The sequence below is a fragment of the Leptolyngbya sp. Heron Island J genome, from assembly GCF_000482245.1.
Taxonomy (GTDB): domain Bacteria; phylum Cyanobacteriota; class Cyanobacteriia; order Phormidesmidales; family Phormidesmidaceae; genus Leptothoe.
In genome coordinates this window covers 170,786-186,861 of record NZ_AWNH01000012.1, presented here as the reverse complement: position 1 = coordinate 186,861, position 16,076 = coordinate 170,786, and the positions used below count along the sequence as shown (strand labels likewise).

At 49.2% G+C, this 16,076-nt stretch carries 11 protein-coding genes; 9 read left to right on the top strand and 2 right to left on the bottom strand.

Annotated features, from left to right (window positions below):
- Nucleotides 1-70 precede the first annotated feature (70 nt).
- The 8 genes from N836_RS72810 (at nt 71) to N836_RS43155 (ending at nt 9,670) form a co-directional block, all read left to right on the top strand.
- On the top strand, nt 71-739 hold the full coding sequence (locus tag N836_RS72810; RefSeq protein WP_023070806.1) for a hypothetical protein: 669 nt from the start codon (nt 71-73) through the stop codon (nt 737-739).
- A gap of 138 nt (nt 740-877) precedes the next feature.
- Nucleotides 878-1,129, top strand: coding sequence for a hypothetical protein (locus N836_RS43190; protein ID WP_023070805.1), 252 nt, complete (start codon nt 878-880; stop codon nt 1,127-1,129).
- Nucleotides 1,130-1,201: 72 nt separating this feature from the next.
- Nucleotides 1,202-2,233 carry a phosphonate ABC transporter substrate-binding protein gene (phnD, locus tag N836_RS43185; protein WP_023070804.1) on the top strand — a complete coding sequence of 344 codons (1,032 nt, stop codon included), beginning with the start codon at nt 1,202-1,204 and terminating at the stop codon, nt 2,231-2,233.
- 392 nt (nt 2,234-2,625) lie between these two features.
- Nucleotides 2,626-5,727 (top strand): BTAD domain-containing putative transcriptional regulator, encoded by a 3,102-nt coding sequence (locus N836_RS43180; protein ID WP_031291560.1) that lies wholly within the window; start codon nt 2,626-2,628, stop codon nt 5,725-5,727.
- Nucleotides 5,728-5,758: 31 nt separating this feature from the next.
- Nucleotides 5,759-6,034 (top strand): nickel-binding protein, encoded by a 276-nt coding sequence (locus N836_RS43175; RefSeq protein WP_023070802.1) that lies wholly within the window; start codon nt 5,759-5,761, stop codon nt 6,032-6,034.
- Nucleotides 6,035-6,097: 63 nt separating this feature from the next.
- A complete protein-coding gene (locus N836_RS43170) occupies nt 6,098-7,246 on the top strand; it encodes a class I SAM-dependent methyltransferase (protein WP_023070801.1) in 1,149 nt (382 codons plus the stop codon).
- 381 nt (nt 7,247-7,627) lie between these two features.
- Nucleotides 7,628-8,809: an acyl-CoA dehydrogenase family protein gene (locus N836_RS43160; RefSeq protein ID WP_023070799.1), complete on the top strand. Its 1,182-nt coding sequence runs from the start codon at nt 7,628-7,630 to the stop codon at nt 8,807-8,809.
- Between the two features lie 174 nt (nt 8,810-8,983).
- Complete coding sequence (locus N836_RS43155) at nt 8,984-9,670, top strand: CpcT/CpeT family chromophore lyase (RefSeq protein ID WP_023070798.1); 687 nt, start codon at nt 8,984-8,986, stop codon at nt 9,668-9,670.
- A gap of 75 nt (nt 9,671-9,745) precedes the next feature.
- On the opposite strand, the gene N836_RS43150 is transcribed toward N836_RS43155, so the two are convergent.
- Nucleotides 9,746-10,213 (bottom strand): hypothetical protein, encoded by a 468-nt coding sequence (locus tag N836_RS43150; RefSeq protein WP_023070797.1) that lies wholly within the window; start codon nt 10,211-10,213, stop codon nt 9,746-9,748.
- A 303-nt stretch (nt 10,214-10,516) separates the two neighbouring features.
- Nucleotides 10,517-14,929: a BTAD domain-containing putative transcriptional regulator gene (locus N836_RS43145; protein ID WP_023070796.1), complete on the bottom strand. Its 4,413-nt coding sequence runs from the start codon at nt 14,927-14,929 to the stop codon at nt 10,517-10,519.
- A gap of 124 nt (nt 14,930-15,053) precedes the next feature.
- Between N836_RS43145 and N836_RS43140 the strand changes: the two genes are divergently transcribed.
- On the top strand, nt 15,054-15,953 hold the full coding sequence (locus N836_RS43140) for a bile acid:sodium symporter family protein (RefSeq protein WP_023070795.1): 900 nt from the start codon (nt 15,054-15,056) through the stop codon (nt 15,951-15,953).
- Nucleotides 15,954-16,076: the final 123 nt, after the last annotated feature.

Genomic DNA, 16,076 nt, shown 5'->3' with positions numbered 1-16,076 from the left:
CAACAACTAATAACCAATAACTCTTTCCCTATCACACCCAACCCCTATTAACCAATCAAGGAGACAACCCATGAACGTTTTCCAATCCTTCAGCCACTTTTGCAAACAGCATCTCTTAACTGTAGCCTTAGCCACAGCCACTACCCTAGCCCTTAGTAATGTTGCGATCGCTAACCCAACCCAGCCAAGCCAAAAGATTGTAGTAGAACCCGCAAAGACCACTAACGTTCAAACCAAGCAAAATCGTCGTTCTAACTCCCAGGTACTCCGATTTGATATCGCAGAAGACGCCACTCGGTTTGTCTTTGACGATGCCCCTTTACTCAGTAACGGGTTTCCCGCCTATGGCAATTCGTTTGTTACCCAAGGCTATATCTATCCAGCCGGTACCCTCAACGGCAGCAATGGCGTTAATCCTGATGGTAGTCCCGAATTTCCAGCCCTCGTACAAGGCCGGTGGGTGTGTCGCGGTTGGTTTGTTAACCCAGACGGTGCCGCCGCTGCCAGTGGAGAGTTTGTCATCACCCACCAACTTTATAACTTTGGCCATGAACTCGGTGATGAAACCCTTGTTAGCGACGGTTGGGAAATTGCTGATGTGGGTGAGCCGGTGGCACGGGCCATTATTGGCGGCACGGGTCGCTATCGTAACGCCAGTGGTGAGGCCGTTCAAGCATTTCTTGGCTTTAATGCCACAGAAGGCGTGAATTTAACCTTTGAGCTAACTGTAGATTACTAGCTCATAGCGGCGTTTTACTCGGTACTTCCTAAATAATACCGGGTAAAACAAGCTCCCTCGCTATCCTCTCTTACCGGCGAGGGAGCCTTTCTTCTCACTTACCAATACTTTCAACTGTTCTCAACCAACAGATATACTATGGCCCGTCCAATCACGTTACTGCGCAACCTTGGGTTTACTGGCAGCCTAGTTATGCTGAATGCAATGGCCGCTGTAGCAGAGCCCTCTCTTGTCACCAGCACTCCCGTTTGCTTTATGGAAACAGCAAATGGTCAGATCGTTGATCTGAGTCGTCTGTGTGGCCCGTCAGATCAACAGACGACCTCTCCAACCGTACAATCTACCTCGATCACCCAGCAGCGCCGTGGGCGTGGTGCTGCTCAACGATGAAGTTATTAGGCATTGCTGATCCTCGGGATGACTGTAGTTGTGAGATACCATCAAATAAAGAGAGAATACGCCATGTTCAAACAACACTTTCTATTAAAGGGTAAGAGTTTAACAAGTCTATTCGGCATCCTCTTATTGGTCAGCTGTTCACCGTCATCCCAGACCACTGCAGCTGGAAACCTGTGTGCCCCTGAGATTGCCGAACTAGAGTTTGGCATTAGTTCCTCTGAATCTCAGGCAAATCTAAAACAGCAATGGGAACCACTACTGGCAATAATGGCTGATGCCATCGGGCGACCTGTCAACGGTCTGTATGCCACGGACTATGCCGGTGTGATTGAAGCCATGGGGGCCGGCAAGATTCAATTGGCCTGGTATGGCGGCAAGGCCTACATTGAGGCAGCCAAGCGTTCCCAGGCAGAAGCATTTGTGCGCTCGGTAAATGCCGATGGCAGCCAGGGGTACTATTCTCATTTGATTACCCACAAGGATAATCCCATCCTTGAGAACATTGATATTGAAGCTGGGAACGGGGATCAATACGTTATCGAAAATGCAGGAGATTTAACCTTTGCCTTTAATGATCCCAATTCCACGTCTGGCTACTTAGTGCCAAGCCTGTATGTATTTGCGGAAAACAACATTAATCCCAATGAAGCTTTTGATGAATTAGTGTTTGCAGGCACCCACGAAGCGACCGCCCTCGCTGTGGCCAATAGCCAGGTGGACGTTGCCACCAACAATAGCGAAACGTTAAAAATGATGGAACAATCATACCCAGAAACCCGTGAAAAAATTCAGATCATCTGGACATCACCGATGATTCCCACAGAACCTCTAGCCTATCGCAGTGACTTGCCAGCCTGTCTGAAGGAAGATATTCGAACATTTTTTACTGATTATCAAGACAGTGAAGTGCTAGCTCCCCTGGGCTGGTCTGACTTCGTTCCAGCGGAAGATAAGGACTGGAATCCAATTCGGGAATTGGACATTGGTAAACAAATTTTAGATATCCAAAACAGTGAGAGTTTGGATGATGCCGTCAAGCAACAACAGATTGAGGCCCTAAATCAGCAGCTGAAAGCTCTGAAAACAGGCGAATGATACCAGTTCTTGGTTTTGAGTTCTTACACTAAATCCGAATTCACTAAACCCGATTAAAAATGGACAATCCTGTAGGGGCACTCCCTTGTGGATGCCCTTCGATACCGGGCGCTATCAGTCAGGATTTCGTATTAGTTCTTAGTTCTCAGTTCTTAGTTTTGAGTTTTGAATTGGGAAAATTAGCCTCAAGGGACTGAAACTTCGGAGTTTAGGAGCATATTCGAGCGGTTATCAGTCTGTTCATAAGGAAACTCCCCTCTAACCCAATATCACAGCGTTAATTAACTGGAAAACTGCTATATGCTTAAAAACTTGCAATAAAATCAGGGTTCACCCCAACTGCATCCATTACAATGTGCTGCAAAGACGATTGCAGCTGACGGGTGTTGACTGTGGGCAAACAGCTCCTAAAGATTTCTTTGCTAGGCAACTTTCACTTTGTCCAAGCAGGAGCAGGCAGTGTAGAGTTGCGATCGCGATCGCAACTCCTGCTCGCCTATCTAATTTTGCATCGCCATGCCCCCCAGTCTCGCCAACGGATTGCCGGACAGCTATGGCCAGATTCTGCTGACACTCAAGGCCGCACGAATCTACGAAAAGAGCTGCACTATCTGCGGCACACCTGTCCTACCATCGAGCAGCTAATCACTATCACCAAATCCACACTGCACTGGCAGCCACAGATTCCCTGTGAAGTGGATCTTGATATCTTTGAAACTGCCCTAGCCTCGGCAGCGGAGGTAGACGGAGCGGCAGCTATTGGTTTTTTTGAAACTGCTATCAAAGTCTATCAAGGGAAGCTTTGGCCAGACTGTGATGCTGACTGGATTTATGCCGAGCAAGAACGTCTCAGAAAAAGCTATGGTCACGCATTGGCTCAGCTGACTCGACAGCTACAGGCCCTCGGTGAAATAACCAAAGCGATCGCAACGGGACAGCAGTGGTTAAAGGCTGAACCTCTGGAAGAAAGTGTGTATCAAACGTTGATGGCCCTTTATGGTGAAATAGGAGACCGCTCCACCGCCTTGCAGCTTTACCACCAGTGCATGACCACCCTGCAAACGGAATTAGGGGTGCCTCCCAGCCCGACTACAGCCAGCATTTATCAGCAGCTATTGTTAGCAGAGGAAAATACTGTTGAGACAACAACAGAAGCTCTTCAATCTGCACAGACTGCTCCAGCCATACCACTGGTTCTGGCTGCCCCCAATGCTACGAGCACCTTAGTTGGACGTGAGCAGCTGTTTGGCAGCTTAGAGCAATGGCTGTTATCGACCTTAGACGAGCCTGCACCTTTATTATTGCTAACCGGAGAGCCTGGCATTGGAAAAACTCGACTGCTGGAATCCTTAGCTAAGAGTGCGGCACAGTGCAACTGGCAGACTTGCTGGGGTAGTGCCTTTGCAGCAGAGCAACTGCGTTCCTACGGCGTGTGGATAGATTTACTGCGTAGCACCCATCTCTCTGAGTCATTTCCTCAGCTAGAGGATACCTCCAGCAATTTACAAAATCGAGGACAGTTGTTAGACGCTATGGTGCAGAGCTTGGGGGCTATAGCTAGCCCTGAACAGCCTCTCTTGCTTTTATTTGATGATATTCACTGGCTAGATGATGCGTCAACGGCACTGCTACACTATGTCTTTCGACTGATGGGGCAAGGGCCATTGCGCATTGCCTGTGCCGCTCGACAACAAGAACTGCAAGAAAATTCAGCCGTTCTCATCTTTATTAAGTCTCTACAACGGGCCAAACGTCTGCAGGAAATCACTGTTCCCCCCCTATCGGCTGAGGCAATATCGGCACTTGTCACACCATTACTCAACTCCGAAGATGGAGCCGAACCATCAGATATCCAACAAATCTACAGCGACAGCGGTGGCAATCCTTTATTTGCCCTGGAAGTCGCGCGGGCCAATACTGGAGAGATCAGTGATCTACAGGGATTAATCGACGATCGTTTACAGCGACTAGATGGAGCAGCGAGAGACTTGGTCCCCTGGGCTGCAGCCCTAGGGCGATGCTTTAATCCAGAGATTTTGGCCCTGGCGGCCAGCTACCCACCCATGCAGTTTCTGTTGGCCATGGAACAGTTAGAACACCAACAGATTGTGCAACCTGTTAACCCAGGGACTTCAGCCAGCTTTGCTGAACAGGGCAACTATGATTTTGTTCATGATTTGGTGCGCCAGGCAGCCTACAATCAGCTGTCGTTGCCCCGCCGTCGCATTATCCATGGCCAACTGGCTAAAACCCTGGAGTCCCAAATGGTAGAGGATGATTTAGCCAACCAGGTGGCCTACCATGCTGGCCTGGCGGGTAATCATGCCTTGGCGGCTAAGTCCTGTGTTACCGCTGCCAGCCGCAGTTTACGGTTGTTTGCTTACGCCGACGTAATGCAGCTAGTGAACCGGGGATTAGAACATTGCCATTATTTGCCCAGTTGCGATCGCAGCCTCTATTCAACCCAACTCCTGCGCATCCGAGTTTTAGCCGGTGTATCCAAATCAGACGCCACTGCCGTGGAAGTTCAAATCCAGCAACAGTTGGCGGATTTGGTCGGCTTGAACCTGCCAGAAGCAGAAACCGCTGCACGACAGGCCCTGGCTTTCTTAAAATACACCCAAGACAGCTTGACCGATGTGCATCAACAGTGTTTGGAAGCTATCGACGTCCTGCCTCCAGTGCCTCATCTACAGGCAGAAAATCTAGCCGTAAATGGCTGCTGTTTAGCTGAAATTGAACGGGATATGGATCGGGCTGAAGCCATCTTATTGGAAGCCCAATCCCTTGCTAACCCGCTGGGGGTATCCATCAGCGACATTCATTTAGGATTAGGCTGCATTTATCGTTACCGTGGCGATTATGACTTAGCTCGGCAACAGCTAACAACCGCCCTGAAAATATCTCAAAGTCAAGCCCCCAATCAGCGCGATCAGCTAAATGAGAGCCATAGTCTTGCCAACCTGGCCATGAACAGTTGGGATCGTCAACAGCCTGACCCGAGCTATGCCAAAGCACTGCTGGAGTTAGCGCCTAACCTGCCCCAGGGGAGTGAGACCGCCTTTGCAGATGCCTTAATTGCTCTATACGCCTATGGTCAAAATCCAGATAAACCAGGTCAAACAGCCCTGACGGAGGCATTGATCCAACTTGATCAGCTGGATGCTCAACGTAAACGAGTTTTTATTGCCAGTCATGCTGCTGAGATCGCCCTCCAGCAAGAGGATGGGGCCACCGCTCTCACCTATGCCAGCATGGCTGACCAAGCAGCTAACATTGTTGAGCACCCCAACGATATGGCTATGGCAAATGCCCTGTGTATCCTCAGTGCTAGTCTGTTAGACGATCACACAACGCTGCATCGCCATTGGCAATCGTTAGAGACATTGCCTGGAACTAACTTAAGTGGTCGGGCTCAGCGGTTAATTGCCCAAGCTAAACAGGCTGTAAAGCTATGGGAAAAGGAATCTAAGACTGAGATAGTATCCCCATAGCTCAATTTCTTTGTTTACGGATGACATCACCATGGCTCTTATTGTTGTCGAAACCACCTACGATCCACCCATTGACCAGGCACTGTGGGATGAGCTGGTGGAGCGGTCGGCCCCCTGTATGACAGAGCGCAATGTCATCTGGAAACGCACCTATTTATCGCGCGATCGCAAACGTAGTATCTGTGAGCTCGACGCGGCTGATGCTGAAACAGTCAGGGCTGCCTATCAGCGAGGCAATGTCCCCTATGACACCATTTGGTCAGCCGATTTAGTGGATGAGCTACCGGCAAGTATCGAGAAATCATAGGGCCTACACCCAGGGAACGCCCAAAAGACGGTTAGGGAACGCAGCAGTTTCTATTCTTGAATCATGAAAGTCCAACTCTTTTTGGAGCCCATGATGACAGCGATAGACTCCCTAACCCCGCTGGCCGTTGAAGGTGATACCCCAGCATTTGACACCGACAAGTCTACAGACTTTGCCGAAAACTTGCTCAACATCCTCAATAGTGGTGCCCTGGCTCATATGCTATCCATTGGCCATCGCACCGGGCTATTGGACACCATGGCCAAACTACCACCTGCCACCAGTCAACAAATTGCCGATGCGGCCAAGCTGAATGAACGCTACGTTCGCGAATGGTTAGGGGCCATGGTCACTGGCCACATTGTCACCTATTACAGTGGCAACAAAACCTACCGGCTACCAGCTGAACATGCCGCCTGGCTCACCCGCAGCGCCAGTCCTAACAACATGGCCACCACCATGCAGTTTATTCCCGTAATTGGGGGTGTTGAAGATGCCATTGTCGATTGTTTTCATCATGGTGGTGGCGTTCCCTATTCTGCCTACCAGCGTTTCCATGCAGTGATGGCAGAAGAAAGTGCACAAACCGTCATCACCGCCCTTGAAACCCAGGTTTTACCCCTAGTCCTTGGCTTAAAAGAACAACTGGCTGAGGGTATCTCTGTCGTTGATATTGGCTGTGGACAGGGACGTATATTACACACCCTGGCCAGTTGGTTTCCCAACAGTCGCTTTGTCGGCTATGACCTATCCAGTGAAGTCATTGCCTGGGCCAAAGGTGAATCACAACGATTGGGGCTACAAAATGTGACGTTTCAGATACAAGATGCAGCCTTGATTATGGAAGAAAATCAGTATGACCTGGCACTCTCATTTGATGCCATTCACGACCAGGCACAGCCAGATATCGTCTTACAAAATATCTACCGAGCCCTGCGACCAGAGGGGCTCTATCTGATGCAAGAAATTCAAGCATCTAGCCGCTTAGAGGATAATTTAAATCATCCTGTGGGGCCGTTGTTGTACAGTATTTCCTGTAATCACTGCACTGCCGTCTCCCTAGCAGCCGGTGGTCCAGGTCTGGGAGCCATGTGGGGTCAAGAACTGGCCCTGGAAATGCTACAGGCCGCTGGCTTTAGCAACATCGAAGTACAACAGCTGGAAAACGACTTCCAGAACACTTATTATCTCGCCCGCAGGCTCTCTCAATAGTGCCGGATCTGTAAGCCAAATCAAACACTTTAAAAGTGACGATCACCTAAAAATCAGCGAAATTGATTGATTCGCCCTTGTTTCTTTAAGTCTGATCAGATGAATAACTCTCTCTCTTCTATTATGATTTTCCATCGTAAACAGCTGCTTATTTTAGGCCTTGGTCTAGGCCTAATGGTGATAGCGGCTAAACTAACCCAGTCAAAAGTGTATGCATCAGATCCTGTTATTCAGAATGAACAGTCGTTAAACACGCCACAATCGAATACGGGTGATTTCTCAGAAATTATTCACCAGATTTTCCCCTAAAAGCCTTGCAATTAAATTAATTCAGCTATCCAGTTCAGGTAAAGACACACACCATCTAGGAAAACAGAATCCATGACGATTACTTTACAAAGTCACATCGACTATCAGTCAATTGCTGAAACCGTTGCTGCCGAACTGAAGAAAACGGCACTTGAGCGCGATCGCAAAGCCGGAGTCCCCACCTACGAAATCAACCTGCTCCGCGATGCCGGGTTGTTGCCCTTGGTCGTACCCAAACCCTATGGTGGTATCGGGGCCAATTGGATAGAGGCCATGACCATCATCAAAACCATCGCCAAAGGTGACGCAGCCACCGCCCAGCTCTATGCCTACCATTTGATTCTAAGTGCCACACCAATGCTATCGGGCAGTCGCCAACAGGCAGAGCAGGCATATCGAGAAACTGCCCAATACAATCTTTTTTGGGCCAATGCCATCAACGTTCGCGATCCTCGCCTCACGATTGAAGCCACAGATCACCAGTATCGTCTAAACGGAGAGAAAACGTTTTGTACCGGTGCCGCAGTTGCCGATCGGATCATCGGAGCAGCCATGGCCTCCAACAATCCGATTCCTGTTTTATTTGTTGTGCCCAGAGACCGCCAAGGCTTAATTTACAATCACAATTGGCACACTATGGGGCAACGACGTACTGCCAGCGGTAGCTTTACCTTTGACCAGGTAGAACTGAGTGCTGAGGAGATTTTAGGACCACCACCTAACCCTGACGTTGCGATCGCAACGTTCCTCGGCATTCACGGTCTGCTCTTACTCAGCTATATCTTCCTAGGCATTGCCGAAGCTGCCTTTGAAGATGCGCGAGAGTATACCTGCAATCGCTCAAAACCATGGCTGACCTCTGGTGTCGATCAAGCAGTAAACGATCCGTATCTACAACGCAACTATGGTCAGCTATGGGCACAGCTGCGGGGAGCTAACGCGCTGGCAGACCAGGTAGCACAGCAAGTACAGCAAGCCTGGGACAAAGGAGATGCCCTCACCCATGCAGAACGTGGGGAAGTAGCAATCTCGGCAGCTTCTGCTAAAGTGATCACCACAGAGATGGCCCTCACGGTTACCAATCGCATGTTTGAACTCATGGGCGCGCGCTCCACAGCAGCTAGCTATGGTTTTGACCGCTACTGGCGAGACTTACGCACGCTCAGTTTGCACGATCCGTTGGACTACAAGTTACAAGAAATTGGTGCCTGGGTCCTCAATGGAACTATACCGACACCAAGCCCCTATGGTTAGGCGTGAGAGAGTTTTAAGTGGGGAGAACAATCCCTGATAAATCGGTCATCTCGGACACAGCTGATGCCCGATTTGTAGCTTGTTGAGAGGAAATGTCCTATTTCCCTTACGATGTAATAAGAGTGTAGTATAAGTTTTAGACTGCGATGTTTATCGTTTTCATCAAGGAGGTTTATGATGCGACTTTTGCAAACAGGTGTTAGCACCGCCTTGATTTCTGCCATCATCAGCGCTCCAACGCTGGCTGCCACGCTTACTCCAACCGAACAGGTCCAGCAGGCAGTAGATTGGTTTACGGGCTTCTTTACTAACCAAGCACAGGTTAACAATAATCCTAATGTTCCGCTGCTGACCATGGAAAATTGTGCCGTACCGACCAGTAGCACAACGACCTCGCAATATGTTCATTTAGAACAATTTTTTGGTAACACAGGCAGCCTACTCCGTAGCAGAGCCTATGAATTTAGCCCTGGAGCCACAGGCGTTGACCTGAGCATATTTAGCTATCGCAATCTCGGCACCGCCCTGGGCACCTGTGAACAAACCACGCCCATTTTAGACTTGAGCAATCTCCTGACGCCCAGCTGTGACCTGACCTTAACCTACAGAGAAGACGAGTTTTTTGGTACCAATGTACCAATAGGTTGTCCCACCAGCTTCCCAGTACCCGGCAGCACTGTAGTTTCGACAGTTACCATTGCCGCCAATACCGTTGACTCCACCGATACATTTCTCTTACCCAGCGGTGGAGCCATTGGCACCCCCATCACCTTTAATCGTGTAAGCACACCTGAACCCACATTGATCGTTGGCGTTATCGCGGTAGGATTACTAGCAACCGCCAGTTACAAACGAATCTAGGATTTACGTATCAGTAAGTTCTCCGTTTTGAGTTTTAAGTTGCGAGCACAACTTAAAACTCAAAACTAATAACCTTTAATCCATATTGACCAGTGTTTGAGGTGACACAGGAAGAATAAGTCCCTCAAACTGGGTAGATGGAACCGATATAAAGTCTTCTGCCGTAAGCTGGCTAGCTTGAATGTCGCTAACCATACCCAGTGTTTGATCATATACGAGAATAAGGACATCATCCCCCTGCTGAACAAGATTTAGATCTTCAAAGAGTAAGCCATTGGCGAGGCCGATATGATCAACACCATTTTGAAAATCAAGAATGTTATCGGTGCCATGCCCTTGACGGAAGACAAAGGTATCACTACCTAAGCCACCAATATAATCATCATTACCTTCTTTGCCGTCAAGAATATCGTCGCCGTTGTCACCAACAAGCACGTCATCACGGGATGTGCCGAGTATGATGTCACCACCATTAGAATCGTATTCCAGATGAATAACCTGCTGATTAATAGTCCGGATGTGATTAAGATTGATATCTGACATTGATTGACTCCTTGTATAGTCTTCTAGAAATAAGTGAGCCGATATGAATCCTGTTGGAATAAAAACTTGGTGATTTTCTTGTTAACAAGAAAACTCTCGTTCGTTATTGTCACAAGGCATTCATTCGTGATTTCATCCTAGAAAACTCGATGTTCCATAAACGTTGCGAAAACGTTCTCAAAACACAAGGTATTTAGTTCGTTACCACACTGATGTAATCAGGAAGTGAGATTTTTCTAAAATGCTGCTAACTCCTTCAACCTTGAAGTAAGCAAGCAAGAATCTATCTCTTGTTGGCATAACCTATTGTAACAACTGCCTATATATCTCCTGTGTCTTAGAACTAGGATCAACCCCTAATTCATCTCGCAAGATGGTCATGCACTGATGATAAATCTGAAGAGCCGTAGCACGATTTCCTAATTGATTATGTAGCTGCATTAGCCGTTGATAAGTAGCCTCTTTGAGCGGATCTAACCGTAATAGCCTTTCTGCATAGGTTAATGCTGGTGAGTACTTTTCCTGTTTTCGTAAAATATCAACTAACTGAGCCAGGGCTTGACTAAACTGTTGCTGGAATTTTTCTCGTATAGGATAAAGCCACTCGTCATACATGGCAGGCAGTAAATCTCCGGTGTATAGAGCAACAGCCTGTTCCAAACTGGAAATGGCTTCCCCTTCGGCTTGATTATCTACCGTAATCAGCACTTGCTCAAAGTCTTCCACGTCTAGCCAGAAAGGCGCTTGATTTTGCCAGCCCAGTTGACTAGCGTTAATTTCTAAATAGGCTTCAGCCTGGGGTAAATGGCGTCGCAGATTATGCAATTCTTTGCGGAGATTAGTACGAGCTTGACTATCTAAAGAATCAGGCCATAAAGCTAGGGCAATCTGCTGACGAGACTGGTTACTATGGCGATGTAACAACAGATAGGCCAAGAGCGATTGGGTGCGACTAGAGCCCAGATTCCTCAGTGGCTGTTGTTGATAGGCGATCGTCAACCCACCAAATAAACTAATCCTTAAAGGGGGTTCATTATCTTTGACAGAACTGACAGGAATTGCAGGTGTTGAGGTCTCTGGTGATGATACAGATGTGTTTATTGTTGTTACTACCGCACCGAGACGCTTCAAATTTATCTGCTGGGCATCGGTCAGCCCTTGCACGTCGGTAATGTTCATTCCTTCATAGGGGCGCAAAGGTCGCAAGACTTTTAAACAGGTGCCTGCAACCGCATCCCAGACCCGAATGGTTTCATCTGACCCACAGCTGGCAATGGTCTTTCCGTCTGGGCTTAGTGCCATTTGCCAGATCAGATTAGTATGTCCTTTAAGCACCTGCAGACACTGGCCATCACTTATCCGCCAAATCCTGACCGTCTGATCGTGAGAACTACTGACTAAAGTACGACCATTAGGACGCCATGCTAGTGACCAAACTGAATTTTGATGACCCTTGAGCGTCTGTATATGCTTGCCTGTAGATACCTGCCACAGCTTGATATCACCGTTAGTGCTGCCGGTTGCCAGGGTCTTGTTATTGGGGCTAAACGCCATCCGCCACACCCAGTTTTCTGGATCATCTAGTATGTGTAAACAGTCTCCGGTGGCCACATCCCAGAGTCTGAGGGTTTGGTCATAGCTACCACTGGCTAAGAGACGCCCATCAGGACTCCAGGCTACAGTGCGTACAAAGCTTGCATGGCCTTTCAACGTTGTTAGGCAGCAACCCGTTGCGGTATTCCATAGCCGTACTGTTTGATCATGGGAGGCACTGGCTAAGGTACCCTGGGTAGGGTGCCAGGCCAGATCCCAAATACTCCCTTGATGGCCTTTTAAGACGGCATCGATCTGGTTTGTTGCCATATGCCATAGACAGATGGTTTGATCGTCGCCACTGCTGGCTAATTGACCATCCTGGCTCCAGGCCACTGACCACACTGGTTGACTATGACCTGATAACACTGTCAAACATTGGCCGGTTTGGGTATTCCACAGCCGCACCTGTCGATCGTGCCCACCACTAGCTAACACGGCATTGCTAGGATGCCAGGCTAGGGCTTGTAGACCATTGCGATACCCTTGCAACACTTTGAGAGAAGCATCCGCCCGTGGACTCCATAGCCGCACTGTTTGGTCAAACGATCCACTGGCCAATAGTTCGGAACTCTCTTCGGATTGAGGAGGCGAGGGACTGGCGACTAGCCCAGGCTGCCATCCTACGGCCCGCACTGCATTTTGGTGCCCCTGGAGAATCCGCAGACACTGCCCGGTTTGGGTATCCCATAGCCGAATACTGTAATCATCCCCACCGCTGGCTAGCAGTCTACCGTCACGGTTCCAGGCTAAACTCCAAAGGCATTTTTGATGGCCTTGGAGGGTGTTAAGCAAGGCACCAGTATGGCTATCCCAAAGCTGCACATCGCCATTTTTGTTACCGCTGGCTAGGATATTGCCATCGGGGTGCCATGCGATCGCAAACACGCCCACCCCCACATCCATCACCCACAAACAGTCACCAGTCTCGGTATCCCAAGTTCGAATGGTCTGATCCGCACTGCCCGTGGCGAGAATATGTGCTCTATCTGACTGAGGGCACCAGGCTAAGGCTGACGATTTATTGGTGTGTCCTGCCAGGGTTTGCACACAGTCCCCCGTCTCCGGTTCCCAGAGTCGCACCATCCCATCCACACCGCTACTGGCGATCAGTGTCTGCTGTGGATGCCAGCGGACAGTGCGTACCCGACTTTCAGGCACCATTAATGTTCGCAGATGCTGCCCCGTCTGCACATCCCACAGTTTCAGGGTGTCATCGTCATCATCACAGCCGCTGATCAGAAACTGACTGTCGGGGCTAAAGTCCAGACTCCAGACCCAGTTTCCGTGCCCCTGCCACGTAAGGTAGGGTTGCTCCAGGTGATCGGTTCGCCACAGCCAAATCTGCCCATTGGTATCAGAGGCCGCTAACAGCTGACCATTGGGACTAAAGGCCACCGCTAATACATTGCCAAAGGTTTGGGTAAAGGCCGTATGAATAAAGGTGGCCCCCACAAAACTGACCTGGTGCAAACAAGTCTGTTGTAAATAGGCATGGTGGATGGGCAGATGGGAAAAATCCAACCCGGCCAAATCCACATCGAGTTCAATACATAGGTTCAACAGATTGCCAGCACCGTACCCCGAAAACTGTTGAGGCGGCTGCCTTAAGGTAGTCAATAACCGTTGGATCTGTTGTGCTAAAATCGCCCTGGCGCTAAAGTTACGGGCAAACTGATGGGCAATAGGGTGCACAATCAACCGCTGCTGGCTCAGGCGAATATAGTCTTTGACAGTGGTTTTCAGCAGCGCATGGCTGAGAAACAATGACAGCTCAGCTCCGTTAAGTTCTGGCAACACCTGTTGAATAAATTGGCCAGTGACATATTCCATCACCACCGGTTGTTGGGTGTAGCGTCCTGCTTGTTTCTCAATCAAGGACCGCCAACTGAGGGATTCCAGGGTTTCTAAAACCTGTATCCTGGCAACGGTTGGTTGAATGTCGTCAACCAGTTCGCTAATAGAGGTCCATTCTCGGTTAATGGCTAACCAGATCATCATGGTTTTTTCTAGAGCCGTTAGTCGCTCAAATTGCTGGTCTAACAGTCGCTGCAGACCATTAAAAACCAGGGTATCTTCGGCCAGAAACAGGTCTATACGCCCTTCAAAAAGACTTTGAATTGAGGTGGCAACAATCTTTAAGGCTAAGGGACTGTAGCTGTAGCGTTCTCCCAGTGATTGTTTTTCAGCCACTGTTCCCACTAATCCCTTGGCATCCAGCAGGGCGCTGGCAGCTTCAGGGGAGCCGGTTAGGGATTGCGATCGCACTGGCAAATCGACGCCTTCAAAGGCCCCAACCACCGCCGGTTTTTCTCGGCTGGTGAGCACTACACAGCTTTGGTGGCGCGTCTCCGCCAGTAGCTTTAACAGATCGCCATAGTCTGCATAGTCTTCACAAAAAGAACCCGCTCGCTCTCCACTATGCAAAATTGTCTCCATATTGTCGAGAATCAATAGACAACGAGACTGTCGCAGCCAGTAGAGCAATCGTTTAGGAGAGGCTTCGGTGTCCTGCTGATTGGAGATAAACGGGATCACCTCATCTAACCAGTCAACTAAGGGCAACCCATTACGCAACGACCGCCAGATGATATGGGTAAACGGATAGTCTGTGCGTGCCTCTAGCGTTTCTATAAATTTTGCAGTCAGAGTAGTCTTACCGATGCCCCCCATGCCCAAAACGCCGATTAGGCGACAGCGATGGGTAATGACCCACTGGGTCAGCGTTTCCAGTTCGGTTTGACGTCCGTAGAAGGCGGTAACGTCGGGGGCTTCACCCCAGTCGATGGCGAGGGGGTGGGAAGTAGTGGCAGACGAGGGAGCCGGGACGGCAGGGAGAGTAGAGGGGGCCTGATTGAGTTGTTGCTGTCGGTGTTCGATAGCGGCACGGAAACTGGTTTTGCTAACTTTTTCCCCCAGGGCCTGGCTAAGATTTTTCCAAAATTTGGGGCCGACAATTCGGGTAAAGTAACTCGATGCATAGCCAGATTCCTCAGCAATAACGTCATAGGTTTGTCCGTGCCAGGCTCCTTTGAATAAGGCTAATTCCGCATCACTGAGCAGCCTGCTAAAAGTAGCAGACATGGCATCATTCACCAGGGCCAGGGCCTGTTCAAACTCCATGCAGCTTTTCAAATGTGGCTTGAGAACTAGGATACTACTTAGAGATTTTCTATCCCAGCCAGGCCTGTGAAACAGCCGGTGCAATCACGGTAGGATTGCTATAGCGAAGGACGGAAAACTAAAGATGGAATCCAATTTTTTAACCACAGTTTTTCTACCGTTGGCCCTGTTTGTAATTATGCTAGGCATGGGTCTGGGGCTAACCCTTAAGGATTTTCAGCGGATTTGGCTTGAGCCCAAGGCTGTCATTTTAGGACTGATTGCCCAGTTAGTGATGCTGCCGGTGGTTGGCTTTATGCTCGCCAGTCTGTTTCCGCTCTCTCCAGAACTCGCCGTTGGTGTGATGATTTTGGCGGCCTGTCCAGGAGGGCCAACATCCAATATGGTGACTTACCTGGTGCGGGGTAATGTGGCGCTATCAATTACGCTGACGGCAGTGAGCAGCCTGATTACGATCGTGACGATTCCTCTGGTGGTAAATCTGTCAATGCAACAGTTTTTAGGGGAAGCTGTCGCTCTGCGGCTTTCCTTTTTAACAACGGTGATTCAAATCGCTGTGATTACGTTGATTCCTGTTGGTTTGGGCATGACGCTGCATCGCTATACCCCAGGATTTGCAGCCAGGATCGAAGGCTGGGTCAAGTGGCTATCTTTATTCTTTTTGGCATTAATTATTGTCGGTTTACTGGCTAAGGAACGGGCTAATGTGGCTAGCTTTTTCCTCCAGGTAGGCTGGGTGACACTAAGCCTCAATGTGGTGACCATGGCCTTGGGATTTGCGATCGCCAACCTGGCTAGACTCGATGCCCCCAGTGCCAAATCCATTACCATTGAAGTCGGGATTCAGAACGGCACCTTAGCCATTGCCATTGCCAGCGGCCCCACGTTTCTCAATAATTCCACCATGGCCATTCCAGCCGCCATCTATGCCCTGATTATGTTTGCCACCAGTGCAGTCTTCGCCTGGTTAATTCAATACCAGCGGCCAGCCACTACCCACCCGCAAACAGTAGATAGCGAATAAATCCTGATTACCGTTGCTGATTTAAATGCTGAGCTGTCCTGAAAGCAGGAGAGTGCAGCCTCAACTTTATAGATGAGACCATAGTTTGGAACAGCAACCCTGTCTGATGTTCAGGACAGTCTG

Coding starts and splice junctions, on each gene's coding strand:
- N836_RS72810 (WP_023070806.1), top strand. CDS start 71: ATGAACGTTTTCCAATCCTTCAGCCACTTTTGCAAACAGCATCTCTTA.
- phnD (WP_023070804.1), top strand. CDS start 1,202: ATGTTCAAACAACACTTTCTATTAAAGGGTAAGAGTTTAACAAGTCTA.
- N836_RS43140 (WP_023070795.1), top strand. CDS start 15,054: ATGGAATCCAATTTTTTAACCACAGTTTTTCTACCGTTGGCCCTGTTT.
- N836_RS43155 (WP_023070798.1), top strand. CDS start 8,984: ATGATGCGACTTTTGCAAACAGGTGTTAGCACCGCCTTGATTTCTGCC.
- N836_RS43160 (WP_023070799.1), top strand. CDS start 7,628: ATGACGATTACTTTACAAAGTCACATCGACTATCAGTCAATTGCTGAA.
- N836_RS43150 (WP_023070797.1), bottom strand. CDS start 10,213: ATGTCAGATATCAATCTTAATCACATCCGGACTATTAATCAGCAGGTT.
- N836_RS43145 (WP_023070796.1), bottom strand. CDS start 14,929: ATGGAGTTTGAACAGGCCCTGGCCCTGGTGAATGATGCCATGTCTGCT.
- N836_RS43190 (WP_023070805.1), top strand. CDS start 878: ATGGCCCGTCCAATCACGTTACTGCGCAACCTTGGGTTTACTGGCAGC.
- N836_RS43175 (WP_023070802.1), top strand. CDS start 5,759: ATGGCTCTTATTGTTGTCGAAACCACCTACGATCCACCCATTGACCAG.
- N836_RS43170 (WP_023070801.1), top strand. CDS start 6,098: ATGAAAGTCCAACTCTTTTTGGAGCCCATGATGACAGCGATAGACTCC.